General features: G+C 63.1%; 18 protein-coding genes and 1 tRNA gene. 13 read left to right on the top strand and 6 right to left on the bottom strand.

All coding sequences use genetic code 11. From position 1 onward, the window contains the following. Nucleotides 1–58: 58 nt before the first annotated feature. Complete coding sequence (gene erpA, locus ACI0FO_RS27375; RefSeq protein WP_006388644.1) at nucleotides 59–430, top strand: iron-sulfur cluster insertion protein ErpA; 372 nt, start codon at nucleotides 59–61, stop codon at nucleotides 428–430. A 94-nt stretch (nucleotides 431–524) separates the two neighbouring features. Here the strand turns inward: erpA and ACI0FO_RS27370 are convergent, their stop codons facing one another. Continuing rightward, nucleotides 525–1,658 (bottom strand): anhydro-N-acetylmuramic acid kinase, encoded by a 1,134-nt coding sequence (locus tag ACI0FO_RS27370; protein ID WP_416031749.1) that lies wholly within the window; start codon nucleotides 1,656–1,658, stop codon nucleotides 525–527. Nucleotides 1,659–1,737: 79 nt separating this feature from the next. Continuing rightward, the gene (locus ACI0FO_RS27365) at nucleotides 1,738–3,093 is read right to left on the bottom strand and encodes a M23 family metallopeptidase (protein ID WP_416031788.1); all 1,356 of its coding nucleotides are present in this window, start codon (nucleotides 3,091–3,093) and stop codon (nucleotides 1,738–1,740) included. Between ACI0FO_RS27365 and ACI0FO_RS27360 the strand changes: the two genes are divergently transcribed. From ACI0FO_RS27360 to nrdR, 5 genes are all read left to right on the top strand, one after another. Next, nucleotides 2,980–3,270 (top strand): hypothetical protein, encoded by a 291-nt coding sequence (locus ACI0FO_RS27360; RefSeq protein ID WP_416031789.1) that lies wholly within the window; start codon nucleotides 2,980–2,982, stop codon nucleotides 3,268–3,270. The genes ACI0FO_RS27365 and ACI0FO_RS27360 overlap by 114 nt on opposite strands. 142 nt (nucleotides 3,271–3,412) lie before the next feature. Beyond that, entirely contained in the window at nucleotides 3,413–4,642 is a 1,230-nt protein-coding gene (tyrS, locus tag ACI0FO_RS27355) for a tyrosine--tRNA ligase (RefSeq protein ID WP_105559302.1), read from the top strand. Nucleotides 4,643–4,713: 71 nt separating this feature from the next. Then, nucleotides 4,714–5,367 (top strand): YbhB/YbcL family Raf kinase inhibitor-like protein, encoded by a 654-nt coding sequence (locus tag ACI0FO_RS27350; RefSeq protein WP_105559301.1) that lies wholly within the window; start codon nucleotides 4,714–4,716, stop codon nucleotides 5,365–5,367. A 329-nt stretch (nucleotides 5,368–5,696) separates the two neighbouring features. Continuing rightward, nucleotides 5,697–6,947 carry a serine hydroxymethyltransferase gene (gene glyA / locus ACI0FO_RS27345; RefSeq protein WP_416031748.1) on the top strand — a complete coding sequence of 417 codons (1,251 nt, stop codon included), beginning with the start codon at nucleotides 5,697–5,699 and terminating at the stop codon, nucleotides 6,945–6,947. A gap of 215 nt (nucleotides 6,948–7,162) precedes the next feature. After that, nucleotides 7,163–7,642, top strand: coding sequence for a transcriptional regulator NrdR (gene nrdR, locus ACI0FO_RS27340; RefSeq protein WP_183014747.1), 480 nt, complete (start codon nucleotides 7,163–7,165; stop codon nucleotides 7,640–7,642). 49 nt (nucleotides 7,643–7,691) lie between these two features. On the opposite strand, the gene ACI0FO_RS27335 is transcribed toward nrdR, so the two are convergent. Next, nucleotides 7,692–8,654, bottom strand: a complete 963-nt coding sequence (locus ACI0FO_RS27335) for a GlxA family transcriptional regulator (protein ID WP_416031747.1) — start codon at nucleotides 8,652–8,654, stop codon at nucleotides 7,692–7,694. Between the two features lie 19 nt (nucleotides 8,655–8,673). Continuing rightward, nucleotides 8,674–9,237 carry an isochorismatase family protein gene (locus ACI0FO_RS27330; RefSeq protein ID WP_416031746.1) on the bottom strand — a complete coding sequence of 188 codons (564 nt, stop codon included), beginning with the start codon at nucleotides 9,235–9,237 and terminating at the stop codon, nucleotides 8,674–8,676. 215 nt (nucleotides 9,238–9,452) lie between these two features. Between ACI0FO_RS27330 and ribD the strand changes: the two genes are divergently transcribed. Beyond that, nucleotides 9,453–10,568, top strand: a complete 1,116-nt coding sequence (gene ribD, locus ACI0FO_RS27325; RefSeq protein WP_416031745.1) for a bifunctional diaminohydroxyphosphoribosylaminopyrimidine deaminase/5-amino-6-(5-phosphoribosylamino)uracil reductase RibD — start codon at nucleotides 9,453–9,455, stop codon at nucleotides 10,566–10,568. 176 nt (nucleotides 10,569–10,744) lie between these two features. Here ribD and ACI0FO_RS27320 read toward each other — a convergent pair whose 3' ends face one another. Then, on the bottom strand, nucleotides 10,745–10,975 hold the full coding sequence (locus tag ACI0FO_RS27320) for a hypothetical protein (RefSeq protein WP_416031744.1): 231 nt from the start codon (nucleotides 10,973–10,975) through the stop codon (nucleotides 10,745–10,747). A 624-nt stretch (nucleotides 10,976–11,599) separates the two neighbouring features. On the opposite strand from ACI0FO_RS27320, the gene ACI0FO_RS27315 reads away from it, so the two are divergent. From ACI0FO_RS27315 to ACI0FO_RS27300, 4 genes are all read left to right on the top strand, one after another. Continuing rightward, on the top strand, nucleotides 11,600–13,516 hold the full coding sequence (locus ACI0FO_RS27315; protein ID WP_369868742.1) for a PrkA family serine protein kinase: 1,917 nt from the start codon (nucleotides 11,600–11,602) through the stop codon (nucleotides 13,514–13,516). A 12-nt stretch (nucleotides 13,517–13,528) separates the two neighbouring features. Continuing rightward, complete coding sequence (locus tag ACI0FO_RS27310) at nucleotides 13,529–14,788, top strand: YeaH/YhbH family protein (RefSeq protein WP_416031743.1); 1,260 nt, start codon at nucleotides 13,529–13,531, stop codon at nucleotides 14,786–14,788. Beyond that, nucleotides 14,785–16,338 carry a SpoVR family protein gene (locus ACI0FO_RS27305; protein ID WP_105559293.1) on the top strand — a complete coding sequence of 518 codons (1,554 nt, stop codon included), beginning with the start codon at nucleotides 14,785–14,787 and terminating at the stop codon, nucleotides 16,336–16,338. The genes ACI0FO_RS27310 and ACI0FO_RS27305 overlap by 4 nt, the downstream gene beginning before the upstream one ends. A gap of 137 nt (nucleotides 16,339–16,475) precedes the next feature. Next, nucleotides 16,476–16,566, top strand: a tRNA-Ser gene (locus tag ACI0FO_RS27300). 129 nt (nucleotides 16,567–16,695) lie between these two features. Here the strand turns inward: ACI0FO_RS27300 and ACI0FO_RS27295 are convergent. Further along, a complete protein-coding gene (locus ACI0FO_RS27295; RefSeq protein WP_416031742.1) occupies nucleotides 16,696–17,067 on the bottom strand; it encodes a hypothetical protein in 372 nt (123 codons plus the stop codon). Nucleotides 17,068–17,327: 260 nt separating this feature from the next. Here ACI0FO_RS27295 and ACI0FO_RS27290 point away from each other — a divergent pair, with 260 nt between their 5' ends. Further along, entirely contained in the window at nucleotides 17,328–18,131 is an 804-nt protein-coding gene (locus ACI0FO_RS27290) for a hypothetical protein (protein ID WP_416031741.1), read from the top strand. A 162-nt stretch (nucleotides 18,132–18,293) separates the two neighbouring features. Then, nucleotides 18,294–20,162: a PhoX family protein gene (locus ACI0FO_RS27285; protein ID WP_416031740.1), complete on the top strand. Its 1,869-nt coding sequence runs from the start codon at nucleotides 18,294–18,296 to the stop codon at nucleotides 20,160–20,162. Nucleotides 20,163–20,169 lie beyond the last annotated feature (7 nt).

Below are 20,169 nucleotides of genomic sequence, written 5' to 3'. Positions count from 1 at the left end.
ACTATGCGAGCGCCGTTGCCGCTCACCGAAATATGGCCGATCCGGCCAGGAGTGAACCATGAATGCAGTAACCGAAACCGTCGACCTCCAGGCCGCCCCGCCTGCTCCCTTGGTATTTACTGACTCGGCCGCCGCCAAAGTGAAGGACCTGTTGGCCGAAGAGGGCAACCCCGAGCTGAAGCTGCGCGTGTTTGTCCAGGGTGGCGGCTGTTCGGGCTTCCAGTACGGCTTCACGTTCGACGAAGTCGTGAACGAAGACGACACCGTGCTGGACAAGGCCGGTGTTCAATTGCTGGTTGATCCGATGAGCTTCCAGTATCTGGTCGGCGCGGAAATCGACTACAAGGAAGACCTGGAAGGCGCGCAGTTCGTCATCCGCAATCCCAACGCCAGCACCACTTGCGGCTGCGGTTCCTCGTTCTCGGTGTAATCGCCGAAGCAGGAAAATGAAAAGCCCTTCGGCATGCCGAAGGGCTTTTTGCATGGGGCCGCCTTCCGCCATGCCAGCGCTGCGCGACCCGGTTTCAGGCGGGGTATAGCGCACCCAGGATCCGGGCGCCGCGGGCGCCGGTGACGGCTGGCAAGCCGGCGGGCCGGCGTTCCACAAAGGCTTGCGCCAACCAGGCGAATGCCAGCGCCTCTACCTGCTGCGCGGGCACGCCCAGCGCGTCGGTGGGCTGCACCGGGCGCTGCAGGCAGTACGCCAGTTCCCGCATCAGCCCGGCGTTGTAGGCGCCGCCACCACATACGAATACCTCTTGCGTGCCCGCAGCCGCCGCATCGATGGCGTTGGCGACGGTCCTGGCGGTCAGGCGCTGCAGTGTCGCCTGTACGTCCTGGGGGGCCGGCTTCGGGCCGTCGAATGCCGCTAGCCGGTCGTCCAGCCATTGCAAGTTGAACAGGTCGCGGCCGGTGGACTTGGGAGGCGGCAGCGCAAACCAGGGCTCGCTGGCGATCAGTTGCTCCAGCAGCGGCGCCACCACCTGTCCCGTGGCTGCCCAGCGGCCGCCAGCGTCATAGGGCTGCCCCAGATGGCGCTGGCACCATGCGTCCAGGAACACGTTGGCCGGGCCGGTATCGAACCCTCGGGCCGGTTGGCCGGGCGCCAGCAGCGTTACGTTGGCGATGCCGCCCAGGTTGAGCACGGCGCGGCCATGCGCCGCGCCGAAAATCGCGGCATGAAATGGCGGCACCAGCGGCGCGCCCTGGCCGCCGGCGGCTACGTCGCGGCTGCGAAAGTCCGCCACCACATCGATGCCGGCCAATTCCGCCAGCAGGGCGGGGGCATTGAGTTGCACGGTATAGCCGCTGTCCGGCCGGTGGCGCACCGTCTGGCCGTGCGCGCCGATGGCGGTCACGGCGCTGGCCGGGACACCCGCATCCCGCAGCAGGGCGGCGACCGCCTGGGCGTACAACCGCGCCAGCGCATTCGCAGCCAGGGCGGCGCGCGCCAACTCGTCGTTGCCGGCCAGATTCAGCGCCAGCAGTTCGCGGCGCAGGTTCTCGGGCATGGGCAGGCTGGCACTGGCCAAACCCTGCGGCGGCTGGCCGGCGTCCAGGCGCACAAGCACCCCGTCGACGCCGTCGACGCTGGTGCCGGACATCAAGCCGATATACAGGGCGGGATTGCCCTGCGGGCGGGGAGCGGAGGAATTCACAGGCGCCTCGGAAAGAAAAAAGGCGGCCGGCAGAATCTGCGCGGGCCGCCTTTGGGGACGTTTTGTTGCGGCGGGCCGGTTAGCGGCTGGCCACGTTGGTCAGGGCGTCGGGCAGCGTCTGCTGGAACTCGGTCAGCAGCTGGATCTGTTGCTTGTACGGCGCCACGGCCTGGTTGAACGCGCGCACTTCCGCGGGTTCCAGGGCACGGGCAACGGGCAGGTCGACCGACAGCGGGTCGATCGGCTGATTGTCCACGCGGAACTCGTAGTGCAGGTGCGGGCCGGTGGCCCAGCCGGTGGACCCGACATAGCCCAGCAACTGGCCTTGCGAGATCTTCGAGCCCTTGGTGATGCCTTCGGCGATGCGGCTTTGGTGGGCATACAGCGTCGAGTACTTGCCGTGATGCTTCACGATGACCACGTTGCCGTAGCCGTTCTGCCAGCCCGAGAACTCGACCGTGCCGTCCGCGGTGGAGTGGATCGGCGTGCCCGAAGGCGCGGCGTAGTCCACGCCCTTGTGGCCCGTCCACGTCTTGTGGATGGGATGCATGCGCATGCCGAACGTCGAGCTGATGCGGCTGAACTTCAAGGCGGTGCGCAGGAACGCGCCGCGCAGGCTGGTGCCGTCGAAGTCGTAGTACGAACCGCTTTTTTCGTCGGGGCTGAACCAGACCGCGCTGTAGGTCTTGCCGCCGTTGATGAATTCCAGGGCCAGCACGCGACCGGCGCCGGCGTAGCGGCCGTCGTGCGAGCGCACTTCGTAGACCACGCGGAATTGGTCGCCCTGGCGCAGGTCGCGCAGGAAGTCGATCTTGGCGCTGAGGATGTCGGCCATTTGCATGGTGACCGAATCCGGAATACCGGCGGCGTCCGTGGCGCCGAACAGCGACGACTTGATCGTGCCCACGGCGACGCGGGTCTGGCGATCGGTGCTTTCGGTGACTTCCTCGGCTTTGTAGCTGTCGCCGGACGGCGCGACGTGCAGCATGCGCGTCACGACCTGGCCGTCGGTTTCGTTGCCGGGGGTGTGGATGTAGCGCAGCCAGATCAGGTTGCCCTGGTCATCCGTCGCGGCCTGGACGGAGCGGCCCGGGTACAGCTTATAGATGCTGCGGGCGCTGGCTTCGTGCGTCAGGAAGGTTTGCAGATTCGGGGCGTCCAGCTCCAGGCGTTGCAGCACGGCGGCCAGCGTGTCGCCGGCACGGATGCGGGTTTCGCTGATGTACGGCGCGGCGCTGGGGCTGCTGACTTCGACTTGTTCGGCGGTCAGCGGCAGAACGCTCTGGATGATGCGGGACGGCGGGAGTTCAGTGCGGTCGGGTTGCTGGACCATGCCGAGGGCGGCGGCGCCAGCAAACAGACCGATAGCGGAGACGAGAAGAGTGCGGCTGAAAAGACCCGAGCGATGGGGCTTGGGTTCAACGGGCGCAAACAGGGCAGCAACTTTGCGCTTGATGCTACTCGCCAGTTCGTGGAGGCCACGATTCATCGTGAAGATACCCTCTCAGGTGGCTTGAGCTCGCAGGGTGCGCAATACGAACGGCCCTTGCGCGCCACGAAATCGGGGGCAGGGCTGCTGGCGCGGGCGCATCTTGTGAACAACGGGTGGTAGGCTGAACCGCAACTGCGAACTGCGTATAGATAGCAGTTGCGTATGATTGGGCGGTATCCTAGCTGATTCGGCTAGAATTTTCGATAGTTTTCGTCACCTTTTACACCTTTTTGTCGGCTGAAGCCGCGTTGGTCCCCCTGCCATGTCATCCTCTGAAGCCCCTATCACTCCCGAAGTCGAAGCCGATCTGCGTATAGCCAAGCGCGGCTGCGACGAGTTGCTGGTCGAGTCCGAGTTCGCCCGCAAGCTGGCCAAGAGCCGCGCGACCGGCGTGCCCCTGCGCATCAAACTGGGGCTGGATCCCACTGCGCCGGACATCCACCTGGGCCACACCGTGGTGCTGAACAAGATGCGCCAGTTGCAGGACCTGGGCCATAACGTCATCTTCCTGATCGGCGATTTCACCTCCACGATCGGCGATCCCAGCGGCCGCAACAGCACCCGTCCCCCACTGACGCGCGAGCAGATCGAGTCCAACGCCAAGACCTACTACGCGCAGGCCAGCCTGGTGCTGGATCCGGCCCGCACCGAGATCCGTTACAACTCCGAGTGGTGCGATCCGCTGGGCGCCCGCGGCATGATCCAGCTGGCGTCGCGCTACACCGTGGCCCGCATGATGGAGCGCGAGGATTTCACCAAGCGCTTCAAGGGCGGGATTCCGATTTCGGTGCACGAATTCCTGTATCCGCTGATGCAGGGATATGACTCGGTGGCGCTGAAGTCCGATCTGGAGCTGGGGGGCACCGATCAGAAGTTCAACCTGCTGGTCGGGCGCGAGCTGCAAAAGGAGTATGGCCAAGAGCCGCAGTGCATTCTGACGATGCCGTTGCTGGTGGGCACGGACGGCGTCGAGAAGATGTCTAAGTCGAAGGGCAACTACATCGGCATTTCGGAGTCGCCCGATTCGATGTTCGGCAAGCTCATGTCGATTTCCGACACGCTGATGTGGCGCTACTTCGAGTTGCTGTCGTTCCGTTCCCTGGAAGACATCGCGGCCCTCAAGCAAGAGACCGATGGCGGTCGCAACCCGCGTGATGCCAAAGTCATGCTGGCTCAGGAAATCATCACGCGCTTCCACTCCGCCCGCGCGGCCGACGATGCGCTGGCGTCCTTCGAGGCGCGTTTTCGCGATGGCGCCATTCCGGAAGACATGCCGGAAGTGAATATCGGCGGTGCGCCGGTGGGCATCCTGAAGCTGCTGCGCGAAGCGGGCCTGGTCGCATCGGGGTCCGAAGCCCAGCGCAATGTGGAGCAGGGCGGCGTGCGGGTCAACGGCGATCGCGTCGAAGATAAATCGTTGCAATTGCCGGCTGGCACCTATGTGGTTCAGGTGGGCAAGCGCAAGTTCGCGCGTGTTAACTTGAACCCATAATTGCGAAGTTTTGATACGCTGAGGGTACAGGCAGGGGCGGCAAGCCTTTGCGGCACTTCAAGGAGCACGACATGAAACTTTCGAGTTTGTCTTTTTCCGATCACGAGTCGATCCCCGAACGCTACGCCTTCGGCAAAATCGATGCGCAATCGCACGTCGCGCTGGCAGACAACTACAACCCGCAGTTTTCGTGGGACGACGTCCCGCCGGGAACGCAGTCGTTTGCGTTGATCTGCCACGATCCGGACGTGCCCTCGCGGCCCGACGACGTCAACCAGGAAGGCCGCGAAGTCCCGGCCGACCTGCCCCGCGTGGATTTCTTCCACTGGGTGCTGGTGGACTTGGCCGCCGACATGCGCGAAATCGATGAAGGCGCATTCTCCAACGGCATCACGCCGCGCGGCAAGGGTGGCCCGCTGGCGCCGATGGACGCGCGCCAGGGCATCAACTCGTATTCCTCGTGGTTCGCCAACGACCACGACATGAGCGGCGACTACTTCGGCTACGACGGCCCGTGCCCGCCCTGGAACGATTCGATCGTGCATCGTTACGTCTTCACGCTGTATGCGCTGGACGTGCATAGCCTGAACCTGAACGGGTCCTTCACCGGCGAGGACGCGCTGCGCGCCATGCAGAAGCACGTGCTGGCCCAGGCTTCAGTCACGGGTACCTACACGCTGAATCCAAAGCTGGCACCCAAGCAGATCGGAACCACCGAGGCGTAGCGCCTGCCAAGGGTAGCGATCAAGAAGGGCCGCTATCGCGGCCCTTTTTTCGTTCGCCACGGCGCCGGGCTGACGACGCCGGCCGCGGCTACTAACCAGTAGGTTATGAGGGTGGCGGTTTGCATGAAAGTTTCTCAAGTCGGATTGAGAGCGGTTTCCGGGCACGGCGCGTTGGCGTGGTTTTCGTGCCCATCGCCGGTATTTTGCTCCGCTTCGACGCATTTTGGCGGCAATTGAATCCGCCCGACGCGGTAAACTATCCAGCATTCTTCGGGTTTACCCATCCGACACGGCTTTCTCCTCTCTTACCGCCTCAGGAATCCCCCGTCATGTTTGACCGCAACCTCACCTTGTCCAAGGCTGACCCGGACGTTTGGGCCGCCATCCAGAAGGAAGACGTTCGCCAAGAGCAGCACATCGAGCTGATCGCTTCGGAGAACTACGCCAGCCCGGCCGTCATGGAAGCCCAGGGCACGCAGCTCACGAACAAGTACGCCGAAGGCTATCCGGGCAAGCGCTACTACGGCGGTTGCGAGTACGTGGACGTGGTCGAGCAATTGGCTATCGACCGCCTGAAGCAGATTTTCGGCGCCGAAGCCGCCAACGTGCAGCCCAACTCGGGCTCGCAGGCCAACCAGGGCGTGTACATGGCCGTGCTGAAGCCGGGCGACACCGTGCTGGGCATGAGCCTGGCCGAAGGCGGCCACCTGACGCACGGCGCATCGGTCAACGCATCGGGCAAGCTGTACAACTTCATCTCGTATGGCCTGGACGAAAACGAAGTCCTGAACTACGCGCAAGTCGAACAACTGGCCCGCGAGCACAAGCCCAAGCTGATCGTCGCAGGCGCCTCGGCCTACGCCCTGCACATCGATTTCGAGCGCATGGCCCGCATCGCCCGTGAAAACGGCGCGCTGTTCATGGTCGACATCGCCCACTACGCGGGCCTGGTCGCCGGCGGCGCCTACCCCAACCCGGTCCCGCACGCCGACTTCGTCACGTCGACGACGCACAAGTCGCTGCGCGGTCCGCGCGGCGGCGTCATCATGATGAAGGCCGAATTCGAGAAGATCGTCAACTCGGCGATCTTCCCCGGCATCCAGGGCGGTCCGCTGATGCACGTCATCGCCGGCAAGGCCGTGGCGTTCAAGGAAGCGCTGGAACCCGGCTTCAAGGATTACGCGCAACAAGTGGTCAAGAACGCGAAAGTGCTGGCCGACACGCTGGTCAAGCGTGGCCTGCGCATCGTCTCCGGCCGCACCGAAAGCCACGTCATGCTGGTGGACCTGCGCGCCAAGGGCATCACGGGCAAGGAAGCGGAAGCCGTGTTGGGCCAGGCCCACATCACGGTCAACAAGAACGCCATCCCGAACGACCCGGAAAAGCCTTTCGTGACCAGCGGCATCCGCCTCGGCACGCCGGCCATGACCACCCGCGGTTTCACGGAAGCCGATGCTGAACTGACGGCCAACCTGATCGCCGACGTGCTGGACAATCCGCGTGATGAAGCCAACATCGCCGCCGTGCGCGCCCGCGTCAACGAATTGACGTCGCGCCTGCCGGTCTACGGCAAGAAGTAAAGCACTACCCCCCGGCCCCTAGGCTATCCGCCGCTGGGGCCAGACCAAAGGGACGGCCCCGCAAGGCGCCGTCCCTTTGCTTTCCGGGCGGCAGGCGCTATCCTCGACCGGGCCTGTCCATGATATGGGGACGAATTAGCCATATTGGCGCTTCCCCGGGAGCGCGTCGTTACAATATGCTCAATTATTGCTATCCGTGCCTTTAGGGAACACACATGCGGTGTCCATTTTGCGGCAATGCCGAAACACAGGTCGTAGACAGCCGGGTCTCGGAAGAGGGCGACGCCATCCGCCGCCGCCGCCGCTGCCTGTCCTGTGACAAGCGGTTCACCACCTATGAGCGGGTCGAGCTTGCCTTGCCTTCCGTGGTCAAGCGCAACGGCAGCCGCAGCGAATACGATCCCGCCAAGTTGCGGGCCAGCCTGAGCCTGGCGCTGCGCAAGCGGCCCGTCAGCACCGAGGACGTGGATGCCGCCGTGGCGCGCATCGAAGAGCAACTGCTGGCGAGCGGACTGCGGGAAGTGCCCACTGAACATATCGGCGAACTGGTCATGACCGAGCTGCGCAAGCTGGATAAAGTGGCTTACGTGCGTTTCGCGTCGGTCTACAAGAGCTTCGAGGACATCGGCGAATTCGTCGAAGCCATCCGGGAAATGCAGGGGCCTTTGCTGCCCGGCAAGTTGCGCAAGGAATAGCGCCGGCCCGGCTTGGCATGGCAGAACGGATGACGGCGCTTCGGCGCCGTCATGGCATTGATGACGACCGCGCCAGGCTGGGTGTCTGGGATTGGAACTTGCGCCACACACGGCGCATGTGCTGCGCCGAGCCAAACCCGGATTTTTCCGCCACGCGCTCCAGGTCCAGCCGGGTTTCGCGCAGCAAGTCGCGCGCCAGTGCGACGCGTATCTGATACAGGTAGTCCATCGGGGTGCAGCCCGCGTGTTCGCGGAACAGGCGCGTCAGGTGGCGCGCGCTGGTGTGCGCCTGGTCCGCCAACGACTGCGCGGACCACGGTGCGGCGGGATTGCGCACGACGGCGTCCTGCACGCGGTGCACGCCTGGATGCAGGTGGCTGCGGTGTTCCAGCCAGGGCGACAGGGTGGCGTCCGTGCCGGCCCGCCGTTGATAGACGACCATGTCGCGCGCCACCTCGCTGGCGGTGCGCGGCCCGCAGTGGCGCGCCACCATGTGTAGCGCCAGATCGATGCCCGCCGTGATGCCGGCGCTGCTGACCAGGTTGCCGTCTTCGACGAAGATCCGGTTGTCGTGCACGCGCGCGGTGGGGTCGATGTCCGTCAACTGCGCCAGGCAGGAGTGGTGCGTGGTGCACTCGCGTTGCCGGGTCAATCCGGCCGAGGCCGCGAACAGCGCGCCGGCGCACACGGTCATCAGCGTGAAGCCGTCAGCGGGATGGCGGACCGCCAGCCAGTCGATGATGGCGTGGGCGTCCGGGCTTTCCAGCCGGATGGGCTGGCCCACTACGCCGGAAACGATAACGAGCGCGTGCGCGGGCAACACCGTCGGCAGCGGCTGTATATGGGCAAGGTGCAGCCCGGCGATGCCGCTTTCCACGGCCTCGGAAGGGCCGCAGAAGTGTTGCTCGAACGTGCCGGGACAAAGCTTGTTGGCGACGCGGAAGGCTTCTGCGGGACCCGCCAGGTCCAGCAGGACGATGCCCCGCGACAGCACGAAGTACACGGGAATCATGGCGCCTTCCTGGCCGGGATCAGGCCGCCAGCGCGTCGGCGGCGCGCGTGACGCGGGCGAAGCGGCCATGAAGCACCAGCTCGGTGTGGTCGCGGATCTCGGCTGGCGTGTAGTGCTTGCCGGACGGGCTTTGCATGGCGAACGTCAGCGTGGCGTCGGTCGGGAAGACGACTTTGAAGCCCGCGTCGCTGGCGTGGCGCGTCGTCGTTTCGCAGCATTGTTCGGTTCGGATGCCGCTGACGATGATGCCTTCGATGCCGTTTTCCCACAGCCAGTCATGCAGCGAGTGGCCGTCCGCGCTTTCGGCGTATAGCGACGAGTGCACCGTTTTGTGGAACACGGCGGTGGGCGCGATGCGCAATGCTTCCAGTGTCTTGACGTGGCCAGAGGCCAGCGAGAACGGGTTGGCGGGGTCGGCCGACTTGCTGGTGTGGAACACCTGCAGGACGGGGATGCCTTGGGCGGACGCAGCGTCGATCAGTCCCTGGATCTTGGCCAGGAACGCCGGATATTCGGTTTCATCCCAAAACGGACGATGCCGGAAAGACTCTTGTACGTCGATGACGATCAGTGCTTGTTTCATGTTCCGGGCTCCAGGCCAAGGATTTCAGGGGGTGCAGCGCCATTCTGAAGCGAATTTCAGCTGCCCGCGAGATCGTCGAAAGACCTCGACCGGCCCAAAACGGACATGCAGGAAGCATACCCCTCCTGGTCAAGGCACGTTACGCCCTGCGCCGCGCCGCCGGACATACAATTCCTGCCATGACGACCGTAAGCCACCCTGACGATATCTTTTGGATGCGACGCGCCCTGGCGCTGGCAGAGAGCGTGCTGTTCACGACCGCGCCGAACCCCCGGGTTGGATGCGTCATCGTGCGCGACGGGCGCGTGCTGGGCGAAGGGGCGACGCAGCCGCCCGGCGGCCCGCACGCCGAAATCCGCGCGCTGCGCGACGCCCAGGCCCGGCAAGAACCCGTGGAAGGCGCGACGATGTACGTCACGCTGGAACCCTGCAGCCATTTCGGCCGCACGCCGCCTTGCGTGGACGCCGTGCTGGCCGCCAAACCTGCGCGAGTGGTCGTGGCCATCGGCGACCCCAATCCGCTCGTCAACGGACAGGGCCTGGCGCGTTTACGTGACGCCGGCATCCAGGTCGTGACTGGCGTCTGCGCCGAAGAGGCGCTGGCGATCAATGCGGGGTTCATCTCTCGGATGAGCCGGTCGCTGCCCTGGGTGTGGATGAAGATGGCGGCGTCGCTGGACGGCCGCAGCGCGTTGCATAACGGCATGTCGCAGTGGATCACTGGCGCTGAGGCCCGCGCCGATGGGCACCATTGGCGTGCGCGCAGCTGCGTGGTGCTGACCGGCATGGGCACGGTGCTGAAGGACAACCCGCAGCTCAATGTGCGCGGGGTGCAAACGCCGCGTCAGCCTCGCAAGGCCGTGGTGGACGGTCGTTTCGAGATCCCGGAGGGCGCTCGGTTGTTTGATGGCGCGGAAGTGATCATTTTTACCGCCCGCGAAGACGCCGCCAAGGCCGCGCGCCTGGCGGACAAGAACGCGCGCGTGGTGCTGCTGCCCGGGCACGCGCCGGACCGCGTGGATCTCCCGGCGATGATGCGCTGGTTCGCCCAAGAGCAGTTCAACGAAGTCCACGTCGAGGCGGGGGCGGGTTTGTCCGGCGCCTTGGTCGCTGCGGGCTGCGTCGACGAACTGCTGCTGTATCTGGCGCCCGTGCTGCTGGGCGACGCGGCGGGCATGGTGCGCCTGCCCATGCTTGAGCACCTGGATGCCGCCCAGCGCTACGAATTCATCGACGCCGCGCGGCTGGGCGCCGACATGCGCCTGCGCGCCAGGGTGCCGGGCAATTGGCGGCAATTGGCGCAGCGCGTGGCCTTGCCCGCTGACGTCTGAATCTCTCTTTTCACCCCACTCGTTTCTACGCCCGCCGGTCTACCTTGGACCCGCGTGACGCTGCGAGGCACCGCGCGACGCCGCGCGATGGCGCCGTGCGAAGACGCCCGCGCCGGCATGGATGGCACGGCAGATGCTGGTACCTGCTGGTCCGCCTTCTTGCTGAAGTCGCGTGTTTAAAAAGCGCGGCGCGCGTCGGGATGCGTGTTTCCATCGTCGGCGACAAGGCTTGGTTTCTTGTCGATGACAACGCTTGCAGGAAGTATCCGTGCTTGCGCCATGGGTAATAGCACTCGCCATGCGCGGCTGCCAATTGTGCGGTTGAAACCGCGCGAAATGCCTTTCCTAAAGCCCTCGCGGCGCATGTGCCGCGGCAATCGCATCAAGTTTGCGAGCGATTCGCGCATGTCGTTTCCATGGCGAAAACCCTCATCACTATTTTTCGCGGTGCGCCAAATGAATTGCCACAAAACGGTCAATTGGCTTTAGCATAGGCACATGACTTGGCGCTACGTGCTAACGGCCTTCACCGAACAGTGCTACGCGCCCTCGTCACCACGGATTCCCGTGCCGCGATATCGGCGCTTTTTTACGACCGAACCGGCACGCTGCTGAACAGGTACGCCAAGGCGTTGTTCAGACCGTCCGCTGCCATCGCATAGCGGGCGCATCGGGTTTACGCCCGAATCATAAGAATCCACCGGGATATCGCTCATCCCTTCAAATGATTGCTGACCATTTCATGTGCGGCCGCATCATGCGTGCCGGCCATAGCAATATGCTGAAGGCAAGCGAGATAACTTATTCACGTAAGTTGCATTCCCTGACGGAACTTGTGTCCGCGGGATGCAGCCTAAATGGAAAGGGCCCCGATCGTGCTTCATGGTTGATGTGTGGCGAAAGCAACATAACACCGGGCCGCAAATGCTTATCGCTGGTTTGTCTAGTAAAGCGTAGGCACTGAGGCACAATGGGGACACGTAGGGACGTGCTGAATTTTTCGCGTGTTGTAGGAGGTTTCCGTGCAAAACATCGTCGAAGGCTTCAAGTCGCAGTATGCAAAAGAGCAGGAGTCAGAGCTCTCCCTTGAGGAATATCTGAACCTTGCTAAACGCGATCCCATGGCGTACGCCAGCCCCGCTGAGCGCATGCTGGCGGCGATCGGCGAACCCGAAATCGTGGATACGCGCAACGACCCACGTCTTTCCCGTTTGTTTTCCAACCGGACCATCCGGCGCTATCCGGCGTTCCAGGAGTTCTACGGCATGGAGGACGTGATCGGCCAGATCGTCGCGTTCTTCAAACACGCCGCTCAGGGGCTGGAAGAGCGCAAGCAAATCCTTTATCTGCTGGGGCCCGTGGGGGGCGGCAAGTCGTCCATCGCGGAACGGCTCAAGGCCTTGATGGAAAGCTATCCCATCTATGCCTTGAAGGGTTCGCCCGTCAACGAAACGCCTTTGGGGCTGTTTCACCCCGAACGCTTCGGCGACACGCTTGAAAAGGAATACGGCATTCCGCGGCGCTACCTGAGCGGCATCATGTCGCCCTGGGCCGTCAAGCGGCTGAAGGAGTTCGACGGCGACATCTCGCAGTTCCGCGTCGTGCGCTTGAATCCGTCGGTGCTGCGCCAGATCGCCATCGCCAAGACCGAACCGGGCGACGAGAACAACCAGGATATTTCGTCGCTGGTGGGCAAAGTGGACATCCGCAAGCTGGACCGCCATTCGCAGGACGACCCGGACGCCTACAGCTATTCCGGCGGGTTGTGCCTGGCCAACCAGGGGCTGCTTGAGTTCGTGGAGATGTTCAAGGCCCCGATCAAGATGCTGCATCCGCTGTTGACGGCCACCCAGGAAGGCAACTTCAAGGGCACCGAGGGTTTCTCCGCGATTCCGTTCAACGGCGCGATCATGGCGCACTCGAACGAATCCGAATGGCAGACCTTCCGCAACAACAAGCACAACGAGGCGTTCCTTGACCGTATCTATATCGTCAAGGTGCCTTACTGCCTGCAGGTGTCCGAAGAAGTCCGCATCTACGAAAAGCTGCTGCATCACAGCTCGTTGTCGGCCGCCCCGTGCGCGCCGGGAACGCTGGACATGATGGCGCAGTTCTCGGTGCTGACCCGTCTGAAGGAACCCGAGAACTCCAGCATCTATTCGAAGCTGCGCGTCTACGACGGCGAAAGCCTGAAGGACGTGGACCCGAAGGCCAAGGCCTTGCAGGAATACAAAGACTACGCCGGCACGGACGAAGGCATGAACGGGGTGTCGACGCGCTTCGCGTACAAGATCCTGTCCAGCGTCTTCAACTACGACCAGACGGAAGTGGCCGCCAACCCGGTGCACCTGATGTATGTGCTTGAGCAGCGGATCGGCCGCGAGGACTACCCCGAGGAAATCCGCCGGCGCTACCTGGAGTTCATCAAGGGCTTCCTGGCGCCGCGCTACGCGGAGTTCATCGGCAAGGAAATCCAGACGGCGTACCTGGAGTCGTATTCCGAGTATGGCCAGAACATCTTCGATCGCTACGTGACGTTTGCCGACTGCTGGATCCAGGACGAGGAATTCCGCGATCCTGAAACCGGTGAAAGCTTCGATCGCAGCGCCTTGAATGACGAACTGGAGAAGATCGAAAAGCCGGCAGGCATTGCCAACCCGAAGGACTTCCGCAATGAGATCGTGAACTTCGTGCTGCGGGCGCGCGCCAACAACAACGGCCGCAACCCGACCTGGACCAGCTATGAAAAGCTGCGCGAAGTGATCGAGAAGAAGATGTTCTCGAACACGGAAGATCTGCTGCCGGTGATTTCGTTCAACGCCAAGGCGTCGGCCGAGGACAAGTCGAAGCACCAGAGTTTCGTGGATCGCATGGTGGAAAAGGGGTACACGGAAAAGCAAGTCCGCCTGCTGTGCGAGTGGTATCTCCGTGTGAGGAAGTCTTCCTGAGCGAGGTGAATCATGAATTCACTGATCGATCGCCGTCTTAATGGGCGCAATAAAAGCGCCGTCAATCGCGAGCGCTTCTTGCGGCGCTACAAGGACCAGATCCGCAAGGCGGTTCACGGGATGATCCGCGACCGCTCGATTCAGGATATGGATCAAGGCGGAGAGATCAACCTGCCCGCCCGGGATATTTCCGAGCCGACATTCCGGCACGGATCGGGCGGCGACCGCGAGATGGTGCACCCTGGCAATCGGGAATTCGCCAAGGGCGACACCATCGACCGGCCGCAGGGCGGGCAAGGCGAGGGCGGCTCCGAACCGGGTGAAGGCGAATCGGTAGACCAGTTCACCTTCAGCCTGTCGCGGGCCGAATTCCTGAACCTGTTCTTCGAGGATCTGGAACTGCCGCACCTGGCGCGCAACCAACTGGGCGAAGTCAGCCAGAAGAAATGGCAGCGCGCCGGCTACACCACGACCGGCTCGCCCAGCATGCTGAGCATCAGCCGCACGCTCAAGTCGTCCTTGGCGCGGCGGGTGGCGCTGAACGTGAAGGCGCGGGCCGATCTGGAAGATGCCGAGGCCGCGCTGGACAAGGCGCGTGCGGCGGGCGCGCCCGCCGCCGAGATCCGCACACTGGAGCAGGACGTCGAGGACTGCCGCGAGCGCCTTGCGCGCGTGCCGTTCCTGGACGATCTGGATCTGCGCTACCGCAACCGTGTGTCGGTTGCCATTCCGATGGCGCGAGCGGTCATGTTCTGCCTGATGGACGTGTCCGGATCCATGGACGAAGGCAAGAAGGACCTGGCCAAGCGCTTCTTCACGCTGCTGTACCTGTTCCTGTCGCGCAAATACGAGCACGTGGACCTGGTCTTCATCCGCCACACGGACAACGCCGAGGAAGTGGACGAGCAGACGTTCTTCTACGACCCCAAGAGCGGCGGCACCATCGTGCTGTCCGCGCTGGAGTTGATGCGCGAGATCCTTGAAAAGCGCTATCCGCCCGCGGGGTGGAACGTCTACGCGGCGCAAGCCAGCGACGGCGATTCGTTTGGCGCGGACGCGGGCAAGAGCGCGCGTTTCCTGGCCGAGCATCTGCTGCCGTCGACACGCTATTTCGCCTATATCGAAATCCCCGACTCGCAAGAGGCTCGCAAGAGCAGCCTGTGGGCCGAGTATGAACAGAAATTGGAGCCGCATTTCGTCATGCGGCGCATCTGCGACCGCGGCGAAATCTTCCCCGTGTTCCATGACCTGTTCAAGAAGGAGACCGCATGAATGCCATCGTGGGTGCTCTCGTGGAGCCGGAATCGGCCAGCGGCGCGCGGCCGATCTCCCAAGGTTCCGAATGGACGTTCGAGCTGATCCAGTCCTATGACGAAGCGATCTCAAAGGTCGCGGCGGAATTCGGGCTGGACACCTACCCGAACCAGATCGAGGTCATCACCTCGGAACAGATGCTGGACGCCTATGCGTCGGCGGGTTTGCCTATCGGCTATCCGCACTGGTCGTATGGCAAGGAGTTCATCCGCAACGAGCAATACTACCGTCGCGGCATGCAAGGACTGGCATACGAAATCGTCATCAATTCCAACCCTTGCATCTCGTACCTCATGGAAGAGAACTCCATGACGATGCAGGCGCTGGTGATTGCGCATGCCTGCTACGGGCACAATTCGTTCTTCAAGGGCAACTACCTGTTCCGCCAATGGACGGACGCGGACGGCGTGCTGGACTACCTGGTCTTCGCGCGCAAGTACGTGATGTCGTGCGAAGACCGCTACGGCATCGATGCCGTGGAAGCGCTGCTGGATTCCTGCCATGCGCTGTCGCATCATGGCGTGGACCGCTACAAGCGCCCGACACCCATGTCGTTCAAGGGCGAGGCCGCGCGCCAAGCCGAACGCGAGGAACATGCGCGGCTGCAATACAACGATTTGTGGCGCACGCTGCCGCGTCTGGAAGCCGACAAGGACACCCGCGCCGAGGCTTCGGTGTTCCCCCCCGAACCCGAAGAGAACCTGCTGTATTTCATTGAGAAGTACTCGCCCAAGCTTGCGCCCTGGCAGAAGGAACTCGTGCGCATCGTGCGCAAGGTTGCCCAGTATTTTTACCCGCAGTCGCAGACCAAGGTCATGAACGAAGGCTGGGCCACGTTCTGGCACTACACCATCCTGAACCGCCTGCATGAGAAAGGCCTGGTGGATGACGGCTTCATGATGGAGTTCCTGCAAAGCCATACCAACGTGGTCAGCCAGCGCGGTTTCGACGAGCGCGGCTACGGCGGCATCAACCCGTATGCGCTGGGTTTTGCCATGATGTCGGACATCCGCCGTATCTGCGAGGCGCCCACGCCCGAGGACCGCAAGTGGTTCCCGGACATCGCCGGCGGCGATTGGGGCAAGACGCTGGACTTCGCGATGCGCAACTTCAAGGACGAGTCGTTCATCTCGCAATACCTGTCGCCGCGCCTGATCCGCGAATTCCGCTTCTTCGCGATCTCGGACCATCAGTCGAATCCGAAGCTGGAAGTGGCCGCCATCCACAACGACGAGGGCTACCGCGACATCCGCCGCCTGCTGGCCGCCCAGCACAACCGCGATAACCAGGTGCCGGACATCCAGGTCGTCCGCTTCAACCGCGATTCGGATCGGTCGCTGGTGTTGCGCCATCTGAAGAGCCGGGGCCGGCCGCTGGCGGGCGACGATGCCGAGCAGGTGATGAAGCATCTGGCCCGCCTGTGGGGCTTCAAGGTCAGGCTGGAAGAGACCGAGCCCGACGGCACGGTCAGCTCGTATCGCGAACAGGAAGCGCCGACTGCGACGTAGGGCTCCGCGCGCCGGAAGGGACGCCCAGTGCGTCCCTTTTTCTTTGCCCACTTGTGATGCCCGCCCGGATTCTGCTAGAATCGCGGATTCGCAAATTTCGTAGTGGTGTTTCTGACCCACCCCGACGTTAGCAATTAGGACAGGTGGCCGAGCGGTTGAAGGCGCACGCCTGGAAAGCGTGTATACGTCAAAAGCGTATCGGGGGTTCGAATCCCCCTCTGTCCGCCAAGAATGTTTGAAAGCCCCTGACTTCGGAAGAAGTCAGGGGCTTTTTGCTTTCCGCGGGTGAAACACTAAAAAACGCGAAGCTGCAAAAATGCTAGACGGAGCCCAGGCGGGCAGTGGTCCGCGCTCGGCTTATATCGCCTCTTTGGCCAGGCGCCGCGCTTTGCGCGAGAAAATCACGCTGAGGGATTGCGCGGCCGTTCGCTTGAACGTGACGTCTGCGGCCGGTCGACCCAGTCGGATTGCGCTCAAGCCCAACACCCACAACGGCCCGATGAGCGGAATTGCGCCGATGATGTCGTGACGCAGGTGCAAGAACGGATTCGCGGGCTCGTCCACGAATCGGCTGGTCAGCCCCGCCTTGGCGATCGTCGCTTGGGCGTGCTGCAGGGTGCGATCCATATCCAGGACATTTTCAAGGAAGAAGTGGTCGCGCTTGCTCAGCAACGACTGGAGTTCGTCGTCGCCCAGCCTGTTCATGAAGTAGGTGCGCAAGATAGGCATGAGAAGTCAGGCGGTAGAGGGGGGCGGGCGCGGCTGCTCGCAGCAAGAATGCAGCGATTGCCACTGTGGCAAGGCGGCGTTGATTGGTTGAAATTCGACGCTATTGTTGCGATCCGACTGCAACGAGAGATGATTCTGCCACTTGATGCGGGGCAATATGCGGTTTTGTGCTTGGGCCAGGCACGGAACGCGAAATTGTGCGGAACCCGGTGGCGGCAATGGTGACTTAAGTTGGCCCCTTATCTCTCCTCTGGTGCCACATGTCTGTGAATGTCCCGAACGCGATTTCAAATTTCTTCCGCGCAGCGCAGCCGGACACGACAAAGCCTACAGGCAAGGAGGCAGCGCCGGGGGCCATGGGAACGATTCGATCGAAGATCGAGTCAGCCGGCGCGCAAGCGAAAACCTTTGTTCTGATGCTTGGCCAAGCGCCACGCGCGTTACGTGCTTTGTACACGTTTGCGATGCCGCGAACCCAAAGCGTTCTTCATTCATTGCGGAGAACGTTCGAAGTCCCTGCGCGGGCTGAGCGGCGACAAATGGCGGCGCAGCGCGAGCTGTTGACCACATGCCGTCGTCTTTTCCAGATGGCCAGGCAAGATTACGGCGTGCCGGTCGCGGGGCAAGTCGCGCGGATGGAGGCCAGTCTGGACCGCCTGCTTGCTGCGCACGGCCCAAATACGCCCATGTCGCGAGAAGTGTTGTTGAACGATACGGTGCGGCGCGCCCTGGATTCGTTGCCGGATGGTAAGTTCCTGAGAAGCATGCGAGGTTTGGGAGACACGCGGACGCTTACCCACGCAGAGCGAGACTCGCTGACCATGCAACTGAAACAGAAACTCCCGGACGAGGCACGGCAGCGGATCGTCAAAAGCCTGGCAGAAGGCGATGCGCCTCGCGGTTCTGCGTTGACCCTGCTTTCGGAGGCCGTGGCGTTGTACGCTCCCACCCGGACTGCGCGCATACCATCGGAAAGAATGAGGGAGTTGCACCGCGAACTGGCGGCCGAGAACGACAAGTTGGTATTGGCGCGGCGCCCGCGCCCTGCGCAGGGCGGCGACTGACACTCTGGACCCGGGGCGCCAGCATCTGCCTGTGGAATGAATTCATCAGAACGTCTCAAGTCTGTCACATCGGTCTCGTAATCTCTCAGCCGTTCGTCAGCGAACTTTCAATCAGCTGACAAATTGCTTGCCCGATCCTTCGTCAAACCAAGAGACTCTGAGATGTCCTACCTTACAGATAAATTGCGCGCGCCCTACCGTGAAGCCCGGGGGGAAGTGACCGTTCCCGGCCAAATGTTCGACGAGATCGTCGCCGCCAATCCGACTCGCCGGACGTTGCTGAAGAACAGCTTCGGGCTGTCCGTATTGTCGGTGTTCGGCGTGTCGGCTTTGGCCGGCTGTAGCAGTGACGACGATAATGACGATCCGGCGTCGACGCCGACGCCTGAGCAACCCACCCCCGAGACGCCCGCCCCGACGCCCGAACCGGGCCCCGACTACTCCGTCACGTTCAAGCCGCTGGGCGACAAGATCGTTGCCGACACGGTCACGGTTCCGGAAGGCTACGTAGCCGAAGTGCTGTATTCGGCTGGCGACAAGTGCGTGATCGGCTCGACGGGCTATCTGGGCGTGCCGCAGTCGTACCCGGCGACCGAGACGCAGGCTGGCGGGCAGCATGACGGCATGCACTTCTACGCGCTGGATGGGGTCGATCCCAACCAGGGCGGCCTGCTGGTGTTGAACCACGAGAGCCTCGACGCCAGCACGCTGGACGTTTCCGTCGAAGGGGTGAAGACCCGGCTGTCCAACGTGGGCGTGTCGGTCGTCGAGATTGCGCGCGACAAGGATGGCAAGTGGGCGGTCAAGACGGATTCCCGCTACAACAAGCGCTATACGGGCAACACCGTCTATAACGTGGGCGGCCCGGCCGCTTCGGTGGTGGGCGCCACCGTCGTGGGTACGCTGAACAACTGCGCCAGCGGCAATACGCCGTGGGGCACGTACCTGACCTGCGAAGAGACGACCGACAATTATCTGGATCCCACGCAGGCTGAAACCGGCTACGGCTGGGTGGTCGAGATCGACCCCAGCACCCCGGGTTCGACGGCCGTCAAGCGCACGGCGATGGGCCGTTTCGACCACGAGAACACGGCCTTCATGGTCGACGAGAACAACCGCGTGGCGTTCTACATGGGCGACGACGGCACGCCGGGCTGCATCTACAAGTTCGTGCCCAGCAAGCCCTATGACCCGGTCAACCGTGCCAATAACAGCACGCTGCTGGACGAGGGCACGTTGTACGCGGCGCGCTTCAACGATGACGGCAGCGGCAACTGGGTGGAACTGACGGTGGGTAAGAACAACCTGATCGTCGGTGCCATCGATCCGGGCAACTACACGCAGGTGGCACCCACTGACATCCCGACCAACACGCTGATCGATTTCAACAGTCAGGCCGATGTGCTGATCAACACCAAGGCCGCCGCCCGGGTGGCGGGCGCGACGTTGATGGACCGCCCCGAGTGGATCACGGTGGGCGTGGACAAGACGGTCTATTGCACGCTGACCAACAACGGCAGCCGCCGCCGCACCAGCGCGGCCAACCCGCGCGAGACCAACCGCCACGGCCACATCGTGCGCTGGAACGAGCGCGGCAATTCGCCGTTGGCCACCACGTTCGAATGGCAACTGCTGCTTTTGGCCGGGCAGGACGCCGCCGACGGCGTGGCGTCGAACATCACGGGCAACATCAAGGGCGACGAGTTCTCCAGCCCTGACGGTATCCGCGTGGACCCGAAGGGACGCCTGTGGGTGCAGACCGATGCCGGCACCGGCACGAGCGTCACCAGCATCTTCGGCAACAACTCGATGTACTACATCGACCAGAAGACGGGCGAGTCCAAGCGCTTCCTGGTGGGACCGCTGGGTTGCGAGATCACCGGCATCGCGTATACGCCGGACCTGACGACGTTCTTCATCAACATCCAGCATCCCAACGGCGCCTGGAACACCGTGCGGGCCGGCGGCGGCGACGCGCGTTCGGCGACCGTGGTGGTGCGCCGTCAGGACGGTAAGCCCGTAGGCGCTTAAGGCACCT

This window comes from Achromobacter marplatensis (assembly GCF_049060505.1).
Classification (GTDB): domain Bacteria; phylum Pseudomonadota; class Gammaproteobacteria; order Burkholderiales; family Burkholderiaceae_B; genus Achromobacter; species Achromobacter marplatensis_A.
This window is presented reverse-complemented; position numbering and strand designations above follow the sequence as displayed.

Excerpts from the sequence above, each read along its gene's own strand:
- ACI0FO_RS27335 (WP_416031747.1), bottom strand. The coding sequence starts at position 8,654 with ATGATTCCCGTGTACTTCGTGCTGTCGCGGGGCATCGTCCTGCTGGAC.
- erpA (WP_006388644.1), top strand. The coding sequence starts at position 59 with ATGAATGCAGTAACCGAAACCGTCGACCTCCAGGCCGCCCCGCCTGCT.
- ACI0FO_RS27305 (WP_105559293.1), top strand. The coding sequence starts at position 14,785 with ATGAATGCCATCGTGGGTGCTCTCGTGGAGCCGGAATCGGCCAGCGGC.
- ACI0FO_RS27350 (WP_105559301.1), top strand. The coding sequence starts at position 4,714 with ATGAAACTTTCGAGTTTGTCTTTTTCCGATCACGAGTCGATCCCCGAA.
- ACI0FO_RS27330 (WP_416031746.1), bottom strand. The coding sequence starts at position 9,237 with ATGAAACAAGCACTGATCGTCATCGACGTACAAGAGTCTTTCCGGCAT.
- glyA (WP_416031748.1), top strand. The coding sequence starts at position 5,697 with ATGTTTGACCGCAACCTCACCTTGTCCAAGGCTGACCCGGACGTTTGG.
- tyrS (WP_105559302.1), top strand. The coding sequence starts at position 3,413 with ATGTCATCCTCTGAAGCCCCTATCACTCCCGAAGTCGAAGCCGATCTG.
- ACI0FO_RS27310 (WP_416031743.1), top strand. The coding sequence starts at position 13,529 with ATGAATTCACTGATCGATCGCCGTCTTAATGGGCGCAATAAAAGCGCC.
- ACI0FO_RS27295 (WP_416031742.1), bottom strand. The coding sequence starts at position 17,067 with ATGCCTATCTTGCGCACCTACTTCATGAACAGGCTGGGCGACGACGAA.
- ACI0FO_RS27320 (WP_416031744.1), bottom strand. The coding sequence starts at position 10,975 with ATGCGCGAATCGCTCGCAAACTTGATGCGATTGCCGCGGCACATGCGC.
- nrdR (WP_183014747.1), top strand. The coding sequence starts at position 7,163 with ATGCGGTGTCCATTTTGCGGCAATGCCGAAACACAGGTCGTAGACAGC.
- ACI0FO_RS27290 (WP_416031741.1), top strand. The coding sequence starts at position 17,328 with ATGTCTGTGAATGTCCCGAACGCGATTTCAAATTTCTTCCGCGCAGCG.
- ribD (WP_416031745.1), top strand. The coding sequence starts at position 9,453 with ATGCGACGCGCCCTGGCGCTGGCAGAGAGCGTGCTGTTCACGACCGCG.
- ACI0FO_RS27285 (WP_416031740.1), top strand. The coding sequence starts at position 18,294 with ATGTCCTACCTTACAGATAAATTGCGCGCGCCCTACCGTGAAGCCCGG.